Source organism: Xanthobacter cornucopiae (assembly GCF_043195065.2).
Classification (GTDB): domain Bacteria; phylum Pseudomonadota; class Alphaproteobacteria; order Rhizobiales; family Xanthobacteraceae; genus Xanthobacter.
The window spans coordinates 2,670,519-2,686,663 of record NZ_CM195531.1 but is presented as its reverse complement, the minus strand read 5'-3'; the positions used below and the strand labels follow the sequence as shown (position 1 = coordinate 2,686,663).

Here is a 16,145-nt window from a genome sequence, read left to right as displayed (position 1 = left end):
CATGCGGCTGGAGCAAGGCGCTCCGACCGTAACATAATACTGCCGTGCACGTCGAGACGCGGCGTGAGCCGTCGCGTCGATCCCTGACCGGCCCCCACTCTAGCCGGCCGGGGAAGCGCTGGGAATCCCCAACGGGCGCGGCTCCGGGCGCTTTCGGCGCTGGTTGTTTCTGCCGCTGCGGCAGGGGAGCGCCTGCGCGCCGGTCGATTTGAGCCAGATCAAAATCGGCCCGCTTCTTGCTGAACCGCTCGGTGACATGCCGCCGATGCCGGGCCCGTCGTTTTTGTCGGAGGCCGGACATCGCTCCTGCCTATGAGGTGATCGATGAAGCTCGTCGTCGAACGTCTGGTCGTCGAGTCCCTGGTGGACACCTTTCCCGATCATGCCCACCTGCTGGCGCAGCCGCGTTTCTCCAATCGGGTCGAGGTGGGGCTCGACACGCTGAAGCCGGACGAACTCGCCCACCTGCATGACCTGGTGCAGAAGAATGGCGGGACGCCGATCCGTGGCCAGGATGAGCAGCTCGCCAACCTGGTGCGCGTGTTCCAGCACCAGGGCCAGACCTTCGGCCCCGACGACCTGGAGGAGCTGGCCGGCGCGCTGGCCCTGTTCCTGGTGGACACCTGCATTCGCGGCTGGCTGTTCCGCATGACCCCCGGCGGCAAGCCCGAGCCCTATCTCATCACCCGCCTGGATTTCACCCCCGCGGGCGACGAGGAGGCGGGCCGCGTGATCCTGGAGCTGAAGGCCAACAGCCGGGGCCGGACCCAGATGGAGAACGTGCTGATCCGCTCCAAGGATCTGCGCGGCCTCACCATTCCCGGCACGCTGGCGGCCAAGGGCTGGCTGCTGGAGGACCCCGGCCTGCTGGCCTCGTTCGACGACCAGATCGTTCGCTATTTCGATTGGCGCGGGCGCTATGGCCAGCAATTCTCCGCCACCGGCACCGGCCTGTTCGCCGAGGACCCCACCGCCAACCGGCGCGACACCGACTGGGCGCGCAAGTCCACCGTGGTGCTTTCCTCCTCCGGCGCGCCGACGCGGCTGGTGAACGACGAGGAACTGCTCGGCGACCGGGTGCTGGGCGCGGAGACCTCCGGCTTCTTCCTCGACAAGCTGGTGAAGAAGGCGGAGAAGCAGAATTGCTTCGACATGGCCGTGGATGAGGCGCTGAAGAAGGCTAAGGACAATATTCCAAAGGGTGCCTTCACCGACATGCCGGTGCACCCGCTGATCCTGATGTTCCATCTGGAGCTGCACCACCATGTCTGGGTGCATGTGGATGACATCAAGCCATATGAATATCATCCGGAGCTGAAACAGAAACTGGTTCTGCCGCCCGAGCAGACCGACCTGATCGACATTCTCACCGCAGAGATGAACACGCTCATGGACGACATCGTCGTGGGCAAGTCGGGCGGCACCACGGTGCTGTGCGCCGGCCCGCCCGGGGTCGGCAAGACGCTGACGGCGGAGGTGTATTCGGAAATCATCCAGCGCCCGCTGTACCGGGTGCATTCGGGCCAGCTCGGGCTCGATGTCGCCACCATGGAAAGCCAGCTCAAGGACGCCCTCACCCGGGCCCAGCGCTGGGGCGCGGTGATGCTGATCGACGAGGCGGATGTCTACATCAAGCGCCGCCAGGACAACCTCACCATGAACGCGGTGGTGGGCGTGTTCCTTCGCGTGCTGGAATATTTCAACGGCCTGCTGTTCCTCACCACCAACCGGGTGGACGATATCGACGAGGCCATCGTCTCGCGCTGCATCGCCCTCATCAAATACCATTCGCCCGGCCCCGACGACCGTCGCAAGATCTGGCGGGTGATGGCGGACCAGTTCGCGCTGTCGCTGTCGGACGATCTGATCGACACCCTCGTTGCCCAGTTCCCGGAGACCTCCGGCCGCGACATCAAGGGCCTGGCCAAGCTGGTGGCCAAGTTCTGCGCCCAGAAGCAGCAGCTGCCCACCATCGAGGTGTTCCGCCGCTGCGCCATCTTCCGCGCCCTCGACGTGCCGCTCATGTGAGCGCCGCCCATGTGAGCGCCGCCCATGTGAGCGCCGTCCTTTGTGAGCGCCGCTCGTGCGACGCGGGCGCCTTCGATGATGCAGCGTCCCGAACACGAGGGCGCCGCCCCAGGTTCACACGCCCGCGCCAGATGGCGCGGGCGTCGTTTTTGGCCGGGTGGCGTCGCGGGGATGTGAGCTGGCGCAATGCCGTCGGCGTCGACAAGCTGTAGCCAATGCAACATAGCTTTTCGGCGGGCGGGGCCGCCCGCACGCGCCCGTGAGGGCAGCTCCGGAAAAAGGGGAGGGCGGGATGGATCACACGTCGCCCGCCGGCAAGGAGCTGCTCACCCGTCCGCCGCGCGTGCCCGGCCGATCGGGCCGGGGGCCCCGCGTCGCGACGTCATCCGGTCCAGCAGCAAGGAGAATGAAAATGAAGGTTTCCGCTCGCAACGCCCTGCCCGGCACCATCGTCGACATCAAGAAGGGCGCCACCACCGCCCACGTGGTGCTGGACGTGAACGGCATCAAGATCACCGCCTCCATCACCAACGAGTCGGTGGATGAACTGGGGCTCAAGGTGGGGGGCAGCGCCACCGCCATCGTGAAATCCTCGGACGTCATCATCGCAGTGGCGTGACGTCTGGCGAGCGAGGGCGGCGAAAGCCCCGCCCTCGCTCGCGACGGTGTCCGGGGCGGGCCATCGGGCGCGGTCCGTGGGCCGCGTCGCCAGCTCGGGCGGGCTCAGTCGCCGTTGGCGCGCACCGTGCCCAGCCCGGTGACGTCGTAGCCGCCGAGCGCGGCGGCGCGGGCGGCGAGGGCCGGACCGCGGCAGAACGCCATGAATTGCTGGAACGGGGGGTCAAAATAGGCCTTGCGCCAGACCAGCAGATCGAACCGCTCCTTCAGCAGCGGCACAAAATCCAGATTGAACTGGCGCGCCGCCGCCTCGATGCCCAGGCCCACGTCGGCCCGGCCGCTGCCGATGGCCATGGCGAGGTCGATCTCCGAGCGCTCCACGGTGTCCACCGGCGACAGGTCCCGGCGCGACATCCGCGCCTCCTTCAGCAGCCGGTCGAGCACCAGCTCGCTGCCCGCTTCCGGCTGGCGGCCCTGGAAGCGCAGGCCGCGGATGTCCTTCAGGCGGGCTGGCGCGCGGGGCAGGTCGGGCCGGGACATGAGACCGCGCGTGCGCCACGCCCATTCCAGCAGCACCCAGGGTTCCTGGCCGAACCGGTCCTCGAAGGCGTGGACGTTCCAGCCGGTCTCGTCGGGAATGTGGAGGCCGGCGGCGATGCAATTGCCCGCCGCGGCGCGCTCCAGTCCGTCGAGCGCACCGTCGAAGAAGGCGGCGATGCCCGAGCGCGACTCCCGCAGGGCCCACTCGAGCAGGGGATCATGCCCGCCGGCGAAGACCAGGGGCCGCGCCGGTGCCGAGACACCCGCCGGCGGGTCGGCGTTCACCTCGCCGGTCTCGGCGCCCAGCCAGCCCTCGATGTCCTTGCGGGGAAACAGCAGCTTCCCCGTGACTTTGCGGAAGGGCAGCGTGCCCGCCGCCACTAGGTCGTAGACCTTGCGCTCCTTCACCCTCAAAAGAGTGGCCAGCTCACGCGTGGTGAGAAATTCCGACATGTCGGGACCCGGGAAAGACGCAGGGAGATCGGAAGAAACACATAAGAACAGCTATATCCACATAGATACGGTGTCATCGCGGCGACGCAACAAAAACCCGCGCGCTCCCAACAGGATCGCGGCCCTGCCGGGATAGGGAGGCGGCCCGGGCCGCCACCACCCGCCGTTTCGCGATTCAGCCTCGGGTGAAAATGCTTTAGAGCGGCGGGCAGGGTCCGCCGTGTCGCCGTCCCGGCGGCGGCGGATCAGCCCACTCCTCTCTCGCAGCAGGGACATTGCGATGGTTCGCATCGGCATCGTCACCATTTCCGACCGCGCCAGCCAGGGCACCTATGAGGACAAGAGCGGCCCGGCCATCGAAGCCTGGCTGCGGCGCGCCATCTCCAGTGCCTGGAGCGTGGATTACCGGGTCATTCCGGACGGCTTCGAAAGCGTGCGCGATACCCTGGTCGACATGTGCGACCGGGGCGGGCTCGATCTGGTGTGCACCACCGGCGGCACCGGCCCGGCCCCGCGCGACCTGACGCCGGAGGCGATGGCGGCGGTGATTCACAAGCCGCTTCCGGGCTTCGGGGAGCAGATGCGGCGCATCTCCCTCAACGAGGTGCCCACCGCCATTCTCTCCCGCCAGGAAGCCGGGGTGCGCGGCAAGACCCTCATCGTCAACCTGCCGGGCAAGCCGGCGTCCATCGCCGTGTGTCTCGGCGCGGTGTTCCCCGCCATTCCCTACTGCCTGGACCTGATCGGCGCCGGGCGCATCGAGACCGATCCGCGGGTGGTGGCGGCGTTCCGCCCGAAGGGTGCCTGATTCGCAGGGGCAGGAGCCCGGCGCGCGGGGGAATCAGAGCACGACCACGCCCTGGAGCTTGGCCTCTCCCTCCGGCTCCACATGGATGGTGAGGACCGCATCCTCCATGTCCGTGGCGAACGCGGTCTCGATGCGATCGCAGATGGCATGGGCCGCGGCCACCGTCATGTCGCCGGCCACCACCATGTGAAATTCCACGAAGGTGATGCGGCCGGCGTGGCGGGTGCGCAGATCGTGCACCTCCAGCGCGCCGTTGGCATGCAGGGACACAAGCTCGCGGATGCGCGTCACCACCCCGGGCGGGGCGGCCTCGTCCATCAGGCCGCCGACCGATTCGCGCATCAGGCCCCAGCCCATCCACAGCACGTTGAGCGCCACCAGGGCGGCGATGAGCGGATCGAGCTGCGGCCAGCCGGTGAGCGGCACCAGCACGAAGCCGATCAGCACGCCGAACGAGGTCACCACGTCGGCCAACAGGTGCTTGGCGTCGGCGATGAGGGCGGGCGAGCGATGGGCCCGGCCCTCCCGCATCAGCACCCAGCACCACAGCCCGTTCAGCGCCGTGGCGGCGCCGTTGAACGCCATGCCCAGCAGCGGATCGTCGGGCAGCCGGGGGGCCATCAGGCCGTTGTAGGCCTCGCGCAGGATGGTGATGGCGGCCAGAATCACCAGCACGCCTTCCACCACCGCCGAGAGATACTCGGCCTTGTAGTGGCCGAACTGGTGGTTGTCGTCGGCGGGGCGCGAGGAGATGTGGATCGCCACCAGCGCGCCGAGGGAGGCGGCGACGTTGATGATGCTCTCCAGCGCGTCGGACAGCAGCGCCACCGAGCCGGTGACCCACCACGCCATGGTCTTCAGGCCGAGGACGACGATGCCCACGGCCACGCTCGCGGCCGCAACCCAAAGGGCTCTGCGGGTCATCCCTCGTCTCCCGTTCCTGAAGCTGGCATCGGCGTGGCCGGGCGCGCGCAAGGTGCCATGGATGCGCGACCGGCCCATGTCCGGTTCGCAGTTTTTAGCGATTCCAAAATTGTCCTGCAAGACGGCGCGGGCGGCGCGACCGGCCGCGGCCCGTCAGCGCCGCATCTGGTCGAGGGCGTGGCGCATGGCGGAGCTGGGGATCTGGATGATGCCGTCGAACGGCCCGCTCATCTCCAGGATCAGGAACAGCGCCCCCGCCAGCGACAGGGAGCACAGGAAGAACATCACCACCGACACCGCGTTCACCGGCGCGAACAGGCCGAAGCTGATGAAGATGAGGGTCAGCCAGACGATGAGGACGGCGATGAACACCGGCGGCACGCTGGTGATCGCCTCGCCGACCACGGTCCAGCGCAGGGAGGTGACGGTCTTGTAGCGCTCCAGGGCCTCCGCGCGCAGCTCCGCCTGAACCGGGGTGGCGGGGGCGAGGATGCGGATCTGGTGGCCCACCGCCTCCAGCAGGATTTCCGAGCTGGCGCTCTGGACCCGGCTGCGACCGGCGCTTTCGCCGGGCCAGGTTTCGGCCAGGGCATGGCGGGTATAGGCGATCAGCGCCTGGCGGGCGTCGTTCGCCGCCGGCCCATAGGTGCGCAGGGAGACGTCGACGGTGATGAGGTCCGTGGCGAACTGCTGCACGTCCTTGGCGGTGGCGTCGAAATTGCCTTTCACAGAGGCCGTCATCAGGCCCAGGATGAGGGACGACATGGCCGCCACCATGCCCACGCCCAGCTTCACGGCCTCCTGGGTTTCCTTGGACAGGTGCTGTTCCTTCAGCCGGCGCGCGCCCCACATTCCGCCGCAGACACCCGCGAACAGGCTGATGAACACCAGTCCCCCCACCAGCAGTGCCTGCATGGCCGTTCCCCCGCGTGCCGGACCGGGCCGGCGCTTCCCGCCGCCGCGCCGTGCCGCACGGCCCCGCGCGGCGGCCGCATGCCGTCTCAAATCACGAATACGGCAGGGCTTCAACGGGGCCGGCACGCCCCGGTGCCGGTGCCGGTGCCGGGCGGGCGAGGCCGGCTCCGCCGAGGGCGTTCCGGCGCTATTCGGCGGCCTTGGAGGGGGCCTCCGCCGCCAGCTTCGCCTCCGCGTCTTCCTGGGTCTTCAGCACGTCGGGGTGGGGCATGGACATGATGTTGTAGCCCGAGTCCACGAAGTGCACCTCGCCGGTGACACCGGTGGACAGATCGGAGAGGAGATAGAGCGCCGAGCCGCCCACTTCCTCGATGGACACCGTGCGGCGCAGGGGCGCGTGGCGCTTCTGGTAATTGAACATCAGGCGGGCATCGGCGATGCCGGCGCCGGCGAGCGTGCGCACCGGGCCGGCGGAGATGGCGTTCACACGCACGCCGGCCGGGCCGTAATCGGCGGCCAGATAGCGCACCGAGGCTTCCAGCGCCGCCTTGGCCACGCCCATCACGTTGTAATTGGGCATCACCCGGGTGGAGCCGCCATAGGTGAGGGTGATGAGCGAACCGCCCTGGGGCATCAGCGTCGCGGCCCGCCTGGCGATCTCGGTGAAGGAGAAGCAGGAGATGACCATGGTGCGCGAGAAGTTCTCGCGGCTGGTGTCGGCATAGCGGCCCTTCAGCTCCGACTTGTCGGAAAAGGCCACCGCGTGCACCAGGAAGTCGATGCTCCCCCAGGTCTCCTTCAGGGTCGCGAACACGGCGTCGACGCTGGCCAGGTCCTCCACGTCGCACGGCAGCAGGATCGAGGAGCCGAGGCTTTCCGCCAGCGGCCGCACCCGCTTGGCCATGCCGCCGCCCTGGTAGGTGAAGGCCACTTCCGCCCCCTGTCCCGCCAGCGCCTTGGCGATGCCCCAGGCGATGGAGTGGTCGTTGGCGACGCCCATCACGAGGCCGCGCTTGCCTTTCATCAGGTCCTGCATCACCCACCCTTAGAGCATTGTCCCGTGAAGGGAGCGGCCGTCCCGCCGGCCCGGCGCGCCAGGAACGCCGAACCGCCGCCGTCGCGCGGCGGCAAAACCGCGCATCACCCGGCGATAGCAGACCCGGGCGGGTCGCGCCACGGCCTCGCCGTCACCTCTTCCCACCGATCGTTACAAAGCGTGTACGCTTTCCTGCCGCGGCCTCAGGCCTCGGGGTGCTTGAGCACCAGGCTGGCGTTGGTGCCGCCGAAGCCGAAGCCGTTCGACAGCACATGGCCGAGCTTCACATTGTCCACCCGCTTGCGCACGATGGGCATGTCGGCGAAGGCCGGATCCAGTTCCTCGATGTTGGCGCTCTCGGCGATGAAGCCGTTCTGCATCATCAGGATGGAATAGATGGCCTCGTGCACGCCGGTGGCCCCCTGGGAATGGCCGGTGAGCGACTTGGTGGCCGAGATCGGCGGGCAGGCGGCGCCGAACACGGCGCGGATCGCCTCGATCTCCTTCAGGTCGCCGATGGGGGTCGAGGTGGCGTGCGGGTTGATGTAGTCGATGGGCGCGGACACCGTGGAGGTGGCAAGCCGCATGGCCCGCGCCGCGCCCTCGCCGGAGGGGGCCACCATGTCGACGCCGTCGGAGGTGGCGCCATAGCCCACCACTTCGGCATAGATGCGCGCGCCGCGCGCCTTGGCGTGCTCCAGCTCCTCCAGCACCAGCACCCCGGCGCCGCCGGAGATGACGAAGCCGTCGCGATTCTTGTCATAGGCGCGGGACGCCACGGCGGGGCGGTCGTTATAGGCGGACGACATGGCGCCCATGCCGTCGAACAGCACCGAAAGGGTCCAGTGCAGGTCCTCGCAGCCGCCGGCGAAGATGATGTCCTGCTTGCCGTACTGGATCAGCTCATAGGCGTTGCCGATACAGATGTTGGTGGTGGCGCAGGCGGCCGAGATGGAATAGCTGAGCCCCTTGATCTTGAACCAGGTGGACAGCGTGGCCGAGGCGGTGGAGGCCATGGCCTTGGGCACCGCGAACGGACCCACGCGCTTGGGGCCCTTGTCGCGGGCGATGTCGGCGGCATCCACGATGGTCTTGGTGGAAGACCCGCCGGAGCCCATGACGATGCCGGTGCGCTCGTTGGAGACCTCGTTCGCCTCCAGTCCCGCATCGCGGATGGCCTGGTCCATGGCCACGTGGTTCCAGGCGGTGCCGCCGCCGTGGAAGCGCATGGCGCGGCGGTCCACCACCTCTTCCGCGTTCAGGGTCGGCGCGCCGTGTACCTGGGAGCGGAAGCCCAGCTTGGCGTAGTCCTCGGCGAAGGAAATGCCGCTCTTGGCCTCGCGCAGGCTGGCGAGCACCTCCTGCGTGGTGTTGCCGATGGACGAGACGATGCCCATCCCGGTGACGACGACGCGGCGCATGTCAAATCCCCATTGGAACGCACAAAAAGGGCTGCTGGCCCCGGCCCGCGGCCCGGGCGTCGCGCCCGGGTGTCGGCCAAGGTCCTGGAACGGCGCCGTGAGCTCGAGGCTCCTGCGCCGCGCGGGCTTGCCGATGGCCCGGCTTGGGCCGCGCCGGCGTGCCCGTCCTGGGGCGCGTCGGCGGCGGGCATGGTGGCCTGCGATCGTGGCGACGCCTTGTCAGGCGCCGGTGGTCGCGGCGGCCGTGTCGGCCTGGAACAGGCCCACCTTGAGATCACGGGCGCGATAGATGACGGTGCCGTCGGCGGCCAGCCAGCCATCGGCGATGCCGAGCACCAGCTTGGAACGCATCACGCGCTTGAAGTCGACGCCGTACACCACCTTCTTCACGTCCGGAAGCACCTGGCCGGAAAACTTCAGCTCGCCGAGCCCCAGCGCCCGCCCGCGCCCGGGGGCACCGAGCCAGCCCAGGAAGAAGCCCACGAGCTGCCACATGGCATCGAGGCCCAGGCATCCGGGCATCACCGGATCGCCCTTGAAGTGGCAGCCGAAGAACCACAGGTCCGGGTTCACATCGAGCTCGGCGCGAACCATGCCCTTGCCGAATTCTCCGCCGGTTTCGGAAATCTCCGAGATGCGGTCGAACATGAGCATGGGCGGCAGCGGCAATTGCGCATTGCCCGGCCCGAACAGCTCGCCACGTCCACACGCGAGGAGATCCTCATACCCGAAGCTGGTCTGCCGTTCCGCCATTTTCTGAGCTTAATCGCCTTGCTGCCCGTCAGGGTCGTTTCCACCGGGCCTTGCGGCCCACCCCCGATGCCGGCGGCGGGGCACTCCCTAACATAGGCGCGGGCGGGCTCAAAGTCATGAAAGCGTCACGGCCTCGAAACTCGTCCGCCGCCTGGCGCGCGCCGGCGCGCCCGTCGCCTTGCCGCGCCCGGCCCGATCGGGTGAGATGGGGGGCGGCTTGGCGTGCGCCACCGTGATCTTTGCCGGACCAGGGAGCCGCAGCATGGCGATTTTGAAGGAGTTCCAAGAGTTTGCCGTGAAGGGCAACGTGGTCGATCTCGCCGTCGGCGTGATCATCGGCGCCGCCTTCGGCAATATCGTCACTTCCCTGGTGGGCGACATCTTCCTGCCGGTCATCGGCGCCGTCACCGGCGGGCTCGATTTCTCGAACTACTTCATTCCCTTGGCCAAATCGGTGACGGCCGAGAACCTGGTGGACGCGAAGAAGCAGGGCGCGGTGCTGGCCTATGGCGCCTTCATCACCATCGCCATCAATTTCCTGATCGTGGCCGGCGTGCTGTTCCTGTTGGTGCGGGCCATCAACACCCTGCGCCGCAATGCCGAGAAGAATGCCGCCAAGGCGCCGGCGGCCCCGCCGCGCTCGGAGGTGCTGCTGGAGGAGATTCGCGACCTGCTGGCCAAGGACGTCGCTGCCAAGGCCGCCGCCGAAGGCCGCACGCCGGGAGCATGAGCCGCGCGCCGCGCCCGCCGGGCGCGGCGCCGGGCTCAACGCACGTCTGCGCCCACCGCATCGCTGACGTGGCGAAATCCGTCCGCCTTGAGTCGGGCCGCCAGATCCGCCTTGATGCGGTTCACCAGCCCGGGGCCGTGGAAGACCAGGGCCGAATAGAGCTGCACCAGGCTGGCGCCGGCGCGGATCTTGGCATAGGCGTCGGCGCCCGAGGCCACGCCGCCGGCGCCGATCAGCGGCAGGCGCCCCTCCACCAGCCGCGACAGGGCGGCGAGCCGCTCCGTGGACAGCGCCAGGAGAGGCCGGCCGGACAGGCCGCCGGTCTCGCCCTTGTGAAGGCTTTTCAGGCTCGCCGGCCGCGACAGCGTGGTGTTGCCCATGATGAGCCCGTCGATGCCGGCGCCGAGTGCCACCTCGGCCACGTCGGCGAGGCCGGCGTCGTCGAGGTCGGGCGCCACCTTCACCAGCAGCGGCGGGCGGGCGGCGGGGTCGGGGATGGAGGCGTCGCGCACCGCCAGCACCTGGGTCAGCAGCGCCGACATTTCCGAGCGGGCCTGGAGCGAGCGCAGCCCCGGCGTGTTGGGCGAGGAGATGTTGCAGACAAGATAGTCGGCGAGCCGGCAGGTGGCGGCGATGCCGGCGGCGTAGTCCTCGACGGCGTCCTCGCTCTCCTTGTTCTTCCCCACGTTGGCGCCGACGATGCCGGTCGCGCCGGCGGCGCGGCGCCGGCCGAGCTGGTAGACGAACGGCGCCAGCCCCTGGCTGTTGAAGCCGAACCGGTTGATGACGCCGTCATCCTCGTCGAGCCGGAACAGGCGCGGCTTGGGATTTCCGGGCTGCGGGCGCGGCGTGACCGTGCCGGCCTCGGTGAAGCCGAAGCCCAGCGCCAGCACCGCGTCCACCACCTCCGCATCCTTGTCGAAGCCGGCGGCCAGGCCGATGGGGTTGGGAAAGTCGATGCCCCAGAGCCGGGTGGCCAGCACCGGGTCGTCGGCGCCGGCCAGAGACGGCACCAGGCCCCGGCGCAGCGCCGTGATGGCGAAGGTGTGCGCCCGTTCCGGCGAGATGAAGCGCAGCAGCGGCCGCGCGAGGGCGTAGAGATCCATGGCGGTCACTCGCCGGTGACGGCGGTGCCTCCGTGGGCCTTGGACCAGGCGTGGGGATCGTGCAGGAACGATTCGATCTGGCCGACCTGGCTGTTCTCGAAGCGGTTGGACTTCTTCACCTCGGCCAGCACGTCCCACCAGGTGGCGAGCCGGTGCAGGCTGAGGCCGGCATCCTTCAGAATGCCCGAGGCCTCCGAGAAGATGTCGTAATAGAAGAAGACGAAGCAGTGGCCGCACTCCGCCCCGGCGGTGCGCAGGGCGTTGACGAAATTCACCTTGCTGCGGCCGTCGGTGGTCAGGTCCTCCACCAGCAGCACCCGTTGGCCGGGGGCGAGGTGGCCCTCGATCTGGGCGTTGCGGCCGAAGCCCTTGGGCTTTTTGCGCACGTATTGCATGGGCAGCATCATCCGGTCGGCCACCCAGGCGGCGAACGGGATGCCCGCGGTCTCGCCGCCGGCCACGGTGTCGATCTGCTCGTAGCCGATCTCGCGGTAGATGGTGGAGACGCCGAAGTCCACCAGGGTCTGGCGCACGCGGGGGAAGGAGATCAGCCGGCGGCAGTCGATATAGACCGGGCTGGCCCAGCCGGAGGTGAAGATGAAGGGCTCGCCCGACGAGAAGCGCACCGCTTCCACCTCCAGGAGCATCCGCGCGGTCTGCTCGGCGATGGTCGCCGGATCGGCAAAAGCTGTGACATTGGCCATGTGCGGCGCGCCTCTCGATGGGGGAAGGATTGCGGGCGGACGATGGCTGCCCAAGGCCGCGCATATAGCAGAGCCGGCGCCCGGCGCCACCCCGCCGGCGCCGGGTGGGGGGCGCGAAAATGGCGGGGCGCGGGCCGCCGCTCCGCGCCGGGCGATTCAGCCGGTGCCCTCGCGCCGCGCGCGGGCGGAATTATCGCCCGGCGTCCGGGCGAGGGCGCTGGCATGGTCCACCGCCATCTCCAGGCGATCGTTGCCCCAGAACAGCTCGCCGTCGGCGGTGACGAAGCTCGGCGCCCCGAACACGCCGCGGGCCTTCGCCTCCTCCGTGCGGGCCCGCAGGCGTTCCTTGTTGGCGGGGGATTCGGCCTCGGCGATGATGTCGGCGCAGAAGTGGCCGAGGCCCGCCAGCACCTGCCGCACCGTCTCGCGCGCGCCGATGTCGCGCCCGCCGGCGAACTGCGCCTGGAACAGGGCGCGGGAGAAGGACGGGCGCGAGCCCTCGTCCAGGAACAGCGCCACCCGCGCCGCCAGCAGGCTATGGCCGGGGAAGGGGTCGGGCCGGGTCACCGGCGGCAGGCCCTGGCGGGCGGCCAGGCGGTCCATGTCCTTCCACATGTGCGCGCCCTTGATGGGGAAGACGTTGAAAGGCGAGTCCGCATGCCCCTGGGCGGCGAAGATGGGGCCGAGCAGGAACGGCTTCCAATGCACCCGCACGCCGGCCGCCTCGGCGACGGCGGCGATGCGCATGGCCGACAGGTAGGAATAGGGGGAGGCGAACTCATAATAGAAATCGAGCGTGGCGCTGGTCATCGGACCCTCCTGCCTGTAGATGCGCAGGTGACGAGCGGTTGCCAATGTGCCTCCGCGCGCGCGGCTTCCACAAGGGCGGGATGTTCCCATCTTGCCAAGCGGGCGGATGCCCCGGGTTGTGGCGGTAGCCCGATGGGTGGCTACGCAGAGGAGCGAAGGTGACGCGGTGAAGTGGGTGCTGTTCTTCGCGCTGGTCATCGGCGCCGCGGTGGCGATCCTGTTCACCGTGTTCCCCGAGTGGGACCTCGCCATCACCAGCCTGTTCTGGGATGCCCCGCGCCGCCACTTCGCCCTGGCCGGCGTGCCCTGGGCGCAGACGGCGCGGGCGCTCGGCAACTACATTCCCTGGATCATCGCCGCGCCGGCCTTCGCCGCCCTGGTGCTGAAGCTGATCTTCCCGCGCCGGCGCATGTTCATGCCGGCGCGCGCCGCGGTGCTGCTGGCGCTCACCATGGCGCTGGGGCCGGGGCTGGTGGTCAACGGCATCCTCAAGCAGGAATGGGGGCGGCCGCGCCCGGTGCATGTGGACACGTTTGGCGGCAAGGACGGGTTCAAGTCCTGGTACGAGACCGACGGCACCTGCCCCGGCAATTGCTCGTTCGTGTCGGGTGAAGGGGCGCTCGGCTTCTGGCTGGTGGCGCCGGCGAGCCTCCTGCCGCCCGGCCCGGTGCGGGCGGTGGCGCTGGTGGCGGCGGTGGCGTTCGGCGCGGCGGCCGGCGGCCTGCGCATCGCCTTCGGCGGCCATTTCTTCACCGATGTGGTGTTTTCCGGCGTGCTGGTGGTGCTGATCGTGGTGCTGGCGCGGTTCTGGCTCTACGACCGGCGCGGCGCGCCGTCCGACATGGTGGTGGAACTGGCCATCGGCCGGGTCGCCCTCAAGGCGCAGAAGGGGGCCCGGGCGGCGGTCCGGCGCCTCGTCGCCCGCGTCCGCCGGGCGGCCGGCGGCGGGGCCTGAGCGCAGCCCGGGGAGAGGCGGGGCCGGCGCAGGCCCCGCTCCGCCTTCAGTCCACCGTCAGCACGATCTTGCCGATGTGGGTGCTGGCGTCCATGCGGGCGTGGGCGGCGGCCGCCTCGGCCAGGGGGAAGGCGCTGTCCATCACCGGGCGCATGGCGCCGGCCGCCACCAGCGGCCACACCTTCTCCACCACGGCCGCGGCGAGCGCCGCCTTCTCGGCGAGCGGGCGCGCGCGCAGGGTGGAGCCGGTGTGGGTGAGGCGCTTCAGCATCAGGCGCATGAAGTCCACCTCCGCCTTGGCGCCCTTTTGGAAGGCGATCTGTACGATCCGCCCGTCCACGGCCGCGGCCTCGTAATTCTTCTGGATGTAGGGGCCGCCGATGATGTCGAGAATCACGTTGGCGCCCTTGCCGCCGGTGGCGCTTTTCACCTGCGGCACGAAATCGGTGTCGCGATAGTTCACCGCCACGTCGGCGCCGAGCGCGAGGCAGGCGGCGCACTTCTCGTCCGAGCCGGCGGTCACGATCACCCGTGCCCCGAACGCCTTGGCGAGTTGGATGGCGGTGGTGCCGATACCGCTCGAACCACCGTGCACCAGCAGCCAGTCGCCGGCCTTGAGGGCGCCGCGCTCGAACACGTTGCTCCACACCGTGAACACGGTTTCCGGCAGCGCCGCCGCCTCGGTGGCGGAGAGGCCGGTCGGGATCGGCAGCGCGGTGGCTTCGGGGGCCGGGCAGTATTCGGCATAGCCGCCGCCGGAGACCAGGGCGCAGATGCGATCGCCGATGGCGAAGCGGCCGGTGCCTGCGCCCAGCGCCACCACCGTGCCGGCGATCTCCAGGCCCGGGATGTCGGAGGCGCCGGGCGGCGGCGGATAGAGGCCCTTGCGCTGCATCACGTCGGGCCGGTTGACCCCGGCCGCCTCCACTTTCACCAGCACTTCGCCGGGCGCCGGCACGGGCACCGGGCGCGCTTCCGGCGCCAGCACGTCCGGCCCGCCGGGGGCGGTGATGGCGATGGCGGTCATGGTGGAGGGCAGGGACGGCGCCGGCTCGGTCATGGATGGGCTCCCAAAGGCTCTGGTGGCGCCTTGTACCCCTTGGCCGGGGGGAGGGCCAAGCGTTGGCCACACGTTGCCCGTGGCCGTCACCGCCCTTCATGTCGCCGCCTGCGCGCTCTATCCTGGCGCCGCCGCAGCGACAGGAGGATGGCATGGACGAGGAACGGCCGGCGCCCCGGCGGGAGACTTTGACCGGCGGCGACATCTCGCGTTTGTCGGTGGACGAGATCCGCGCCCGCATCGACGACCTGAAGGCGGAGATCGTGCGCCTGGAAACGGCGCTGGCGGCCAAGGAGGCCTCGCGCGCGGCCGCCGATGCCGCCTTCAAGCTGTGACGGCGAGGCTGCCGAGCGTTCATTCCGCGTTAACCTTCCGGCGTGAAACTGGTGGGGTCAGGTGGTCGTCCCATCCGCATCGACCGCCCGGCATTCCTCCCTGTGAGACTGAGCCGCCGCCGCATGGCGGCTCTTCTTTTGGCGGTCCGGCGATGCGCCATGCCACCGGCCTGTGCCCGATTTCCCCAGAGCACCGTGATCACCCGGCCTTTACCTTTGGCGCGCGCCAGCGTTTGGTGTCGCCCCTTGAGAAAGAGGCGGGGCGTGGGACGGGACGCGAACATGGGAACGCGCGCGCTGGAGGCGATGTTCGACGGCGGCATGGCGTTGCTGGCGGAGGCGCGGGCGCGGCTGGCCGATGAGCGGGTGTGCGTCGGCCTGGAGGAGGCGGGGCGCGGCGCGCTCGGCGTGCTGCTGCTGGATCTGTCGGCCACCCTGCTGCTGCTGCGCGCCGCCACCGAGGGCGACATGCCCGCGTGCCGCGCCCGCGACGCGGCGGAGCAGCTCGACCTGCCGGGCCAGGTGGCGCGGGCGCTGACGCCGGCCCTGCGCGAGGCCCGCGCGCCGGCGTTGCAGGTGGTGCTGCTGCAGGTGTCGGGTCTTGCCGCCCAACTGCTCGTGGGGCTCGATGCCCTGGCGCATCCCGTATCGGACGAGGGCTGCGCCCCCGTGGAGTTGCGCGTGGGCGCGCCAATGGAAAAGCCGCGGCGACGTCCGGCTGGACGCCCGCGGCTTCATCTCGTGTCGTCGCGGGACCTGCCCCGGGATTTGCCTTTGGACGATCTCCCCGACGATCTCCCTTTGGAGGATCTGTCGCTGGACGACATGGGCTGGGACGTGTTGACGCGGGAGGACGTCCCGTAGGTCCGCGCGCGCCTCGCAAGCGGATGCGCGGGACCGGGAGGAGAGGCCGCTCGGGCGCGGGCGTACCCCACCTGTTCCGCGCCGC

General features: G+C 69.7%; 17 protein-coding genes. 7 read left to right on the top strand and 10 right to left on the bottom strand.

Annotated elements, in window-relative coordinates:
* The first annotated feature begins 324 nt into the window (after positions 1-324).
* Both V5F53_RS11800 and V5F53_RS11795 read left to right on the top strand, forming a co-directional pair.
* Positions 325-2,028, top strand: coding sequence for an AAA family ATPase (locus V5F53_RS11800; RefSeq protein WP_393997602.1), 1,704 nt, complete (start codon positions 325-327; stop codon positions 2,026-2,028).
* A gap of 412 nt (positions 2,029-2,440) precedes the next feature.
* Entirely contained in the window at positions 2,441-2,647 is a 207-nt protein-coding gene (locus tag V5F53_RS11795) for a TOBE domain-containing protein (protein WP_393997603.1), read from the top strand.
* Between the two features lie 104 nt (positions 2,648-2,751).
* Here V5F53_RS11795 and V5F53_RS11790 read toward each other — a convergent pair whose 3' ends face one another.
* Positions 2,752-3,639 carry a substrate-binding domain-containing protein gene (locus V5F53_RS11790; RefSeq protein WP_393997604.1) on the bottom strand — a complete coding sequence of 296 codons (888 nt, stop codon included), beginning with the start codon at positions 3,637-3,639 and terminating at the stop codon, positions 2,752-2,754.
* A gap of 280 nt (positions 3,640-3,919) precedes the next feature.
* On the opposite strand from V5F53_RS11790, the gene mog reads away from it, so the two are divergent.
* Complete coding sequence (gene mog, locus V5F53_RS11785; RefSeq protein ID WP_393997605.1) at positions 3,920-4,447, top strand: molybdopterin adenylyltransferase; 528 nt, start codon at positions 3,920-3,922, stop codon at positions 4,445-4,447.
* Between the two features lie 33 nt (positions 4,448-4,480).
* Here the strand turns inward: mog and V5F53_RS11780 are convergent, their stop codons facing one another.
* The 5 genes from V5F53_RS11780 to fabA all read right to left on the bottom strand — a co-directional run bounded on the left by V5F53_RS11780 (position 4,481) and on the right by fabA (position 9,496).
* Positions 4,481-5,371: a cation diffusion facilitator family transporter gene (locus V5F53_RS11780; protein WP_393997606.1), complete on the bottom strand. Its 891-nt coding sequence runs from the start codon at positions 5,369-5,371 to the stop codon at positions 4,481-4,483.
* A gap of 153 nt (positions 5,372-5,524) precedes the next feature.
* On the bottom strand, positions 5,525-6,286 hold the full coding sequence (locus V5F53_RS11775) for a bestrophin-like domain (protein ID WP_393997607.1): 762 nt from the start codon (positions 6,284-6,286) through the stop codon (positions 5,525-5,527).
* A 187-nt stretch (positions 6,287-6,473) separates the two neighbouring features.
* A complete protein-coding gene (gene fabI, locus V5F53_RS11770) occupies positions 6,474-7,322 on the bottom strand; it encodes an enoyl-ACP reductase FabI (RefSeq protein ID WP_393997608.1) in 849 nt (282 codons plus the stop codon).
* A 203-nt stretch (positions 7,323-7,525) separates the two neighbouring features.
* A complete protein-coding gene (fabB, locus tag V5F53_RS11765) occupies positions 7,526-8,743 on the bottom strand; it encodes a beta-ketoacyl-ACP synthase I (protein WP_393997609.1) in 1,218 nt (405 codons plus the stop codon).
* A 219-nt stretch (positions 8,744-8,962) separates the two neighbouring features.
* Positions 8,963-9,496, bottom strand: coding sequence for a 3-hydroxyacyl-[acyl-carrier-protein] dehydratase FabA (gene fabA / locus V5F53_RS11760; RefSeq protein WP_393997610.1), 534 nt, complete (start codon positions 9,494-9,496; stop codon positions 8,963-8,965).
* A gap of 268 nt (positions 9,497-9,764) precedes the next feature.
* On the opposite strand from fabA, the gene mscL reads away from it, so the two are divergent.
* Entirely contained in the window at positions 9,765-10,226 is a 462-nt protein-coding gene (gene mscL / locus V5F53_RS11755; protein ID WP_393997691.1) for a large conductance mechanosensitive channel protein MscL, read from the top strand.
* Between the two features lie 35 nt (positions 10,227-10,261).
* Here the strand turns inward: mscL and V5F53_RS11750 are convergent, their stop codons facing one another.
* The 3 genes from V5F53_RS11750 to V5F53_RS11740 all read right to left on the bottom strand — a co-directional run bounded on the left by V5F53_RS11750 (position 10,262) and on the right by V5F53_RS11740 (position 12,846).
* Positions 10,262-11,332: a quinone-dependent dihydroorotate dehydrogenase gene (locus V5F53_RS11750; protein ID WP_393997611.1), complete on the bottom strand. Its 1,071-nt coding sequence runs from the start codon at positions 11,330-11,332 to the stop codon at positions 10,262-10,264.
* A 5-nt stretch (positions 11,333-11,337) separates the two neighbouring features.
* Complete coding sequence (locus V5F53_RS11745; RefSeq protein ID WP_393997612.1) at positions 11,338-12,036, bottom strand: orotate phosphoribosyltransferase; 699 nt, start codon at positions 12,034-12,036, stop codon at positions 11,338-11,340.
* Positions 12,037-12,192: 156 nt separating this feature from the next.
* A complete protein-coding gene (locus V5F53_RS11740; RefSeq protein WP_393997613.1) occupies positions 12,193-12,846 on the bottom strand; it encodes a 2-hydroxychromene-2-carboxylate isomerase in 654 nt (217 codons plus the stop codon).
* Positions 12,847-12,982: 136 nt separating this feature from the next.
* Here V5F53_RS11740 and V5F53_RS11735 point away from each other — a divergent pair, with 136 nt between their 5' ends.
* Positions 12,983-13,801, top strand: a complete 819-nt coding sequence (locus V5F53_RS11735) for a phosphatase PAP2 family protein (protein WP_393997614.1) — start codon at positions 12,983-12,985, stop codon at positions 13,799-13,801.
* A gap of 46 nt (positions 13,802-13,847) precedes the next feature.
* Here V5F53_RS11735 and V5F53_RS11730 read toward each other — a convergent pair whose 3' ends face one another.
* On the bottom strand, positions 13,848-14,861 hold the full coding sequence (locus V5F53_RS11730) for an NAD(P)H-quinone oxidoreductase (RefSeq protein WP_393997615.1): 1,014 nt from the start codon (positions 14,859-14,861) through the stop codon (positions 13,848-13,850).
* 152 nt (positions 14,862-15,013) lie between these two features.
* Here V5F53_RS11730 and V5F53_RS11725 point away from each other — a divergent pair, with 152 nt between their 5' ends.
* Positions 15,014-15,196 (top strand): DUF1192 domain-containing protein, encoded by a 183-nt coding sequence (locus V5F53_RS11725; RefSeq protein WP_393997616.1) that lies wholly within the window; start codon positions 15,014-15,016, stop codon positions 15,194-15,196.
* A gap of 282 nt (positions 15,197-15,478) precedes the next feature.
* A complete protein-coding gene (locus V5F53_RS11720; RefSeq protein WP_393997617.1) occupies positions 15,479-16,060 on the top strand; it encodes a hypothetical protein in 582 nt (193 codons plus the stop codon).
* Positions 16,061-16,145 lie beyond the last annotated feature (85 nt).

Coding starts and splice junctions, on each gene's coding strand:
- V5F53_RS11800 (WP_393997602.1), top strand. CDS start 325: ATGAAGCTCGTCGTCGAACGTCTGGTCGTCGAGTCCCTGGTGGACACC.
- V5F53_RS11795 (WP_393997603.1), top strand. CDS start 2,441: ATGAAGGTTTCCGCTCGCAACGCCCTGCCCGGCACCATCGTCGACATC.
- V5F53_RS11790 (WP_393997604.1), bottom strand. CDS start 3,639: ATGTCGGAATTTCTCACCACGCGTGAGCTGGCCACTCTTTTGAGGGTG.
- mog (WP_393997605.1), top strand. CDS start 3,920: ATGGTTCGCATCGGCATCGTCACCATTTCCGACCGCGCCAGCCAGGGC.
- V5F53_RS11780 (WP_393997606.1), bottom strand. CDS start 5,371: ATGACCCGCAGAGCCCTTTGGGTTGCGGCCGCGAGCGTGGCCGTGGGC.
- V5F53_RS11775 (WP_393997607.1), bottom strand. CDS start 6,286: ATGCAGGCACTGCTGGTGGGGGGACTGGTGTTCATCAGCCTGTTCGCG.
- fabI (WP_393997608.1), bottom strand. CDS start 7,322: ATGCAGGACCTGATGAAAGGCAAGCGCGGCCTCGTGATGGGCGTCGCC.
- fabB (WP_393997609.1), bottom strand. CDS start 8,743: ATGCGCCGCGTCGTCGTCACCGGGATGGGCATCGTCTCGTCCATCGGC.
- fabA (WP_393997610.1), bottom strand. CDS start 9,496: ATGGCGGAACGGCAGACCAGCTTCGGGTATGAGGATCTCCTCGCGTGT.
- V5F53_RS11750 (WP_393997611.1), bottom strand. CDS start 11,332: ATGGATCTCTACGCCCTCGCGCGGCCGCTGCTGCGCTTCATCTCGCCG.
- V5F53_RS11745 (WP_393997612.1), bottom strand. CDS start 12,036: ATGGCCAATGTCACAGCTTTTGCCGATCCGGCGACCATCGCCGAGCAG.
- V5F53_RS11740 (WP_393997613.1), bottom strand. CDS start 12,846: ATGACCAGCGCCACGCTCGATTTCTATTATGAGTTCGCCTCCCCCTAT.
- V5F53_RS11730 (WP_393997615.1), bottom strand. CDS start 14,861: ATGACCGAGCCGGCGCCGTCCCTGCCCTCCACCATGACCGCCATCGCC.
- V5F53_RS11725 (WP_393997616.1), top strand. CDS start 15,014: ATGGACGAGGAACGGCCGGCGCCCCGGCGGGAGACTTTGACCGGCGGC.
- V5F53_RS11720 (WP_393997617.1), top strand. CDS start 15,479: ATGGGAACGCGCGCGCTGGAGGCGATGTTCGACGGCGGCATGGCGTTG.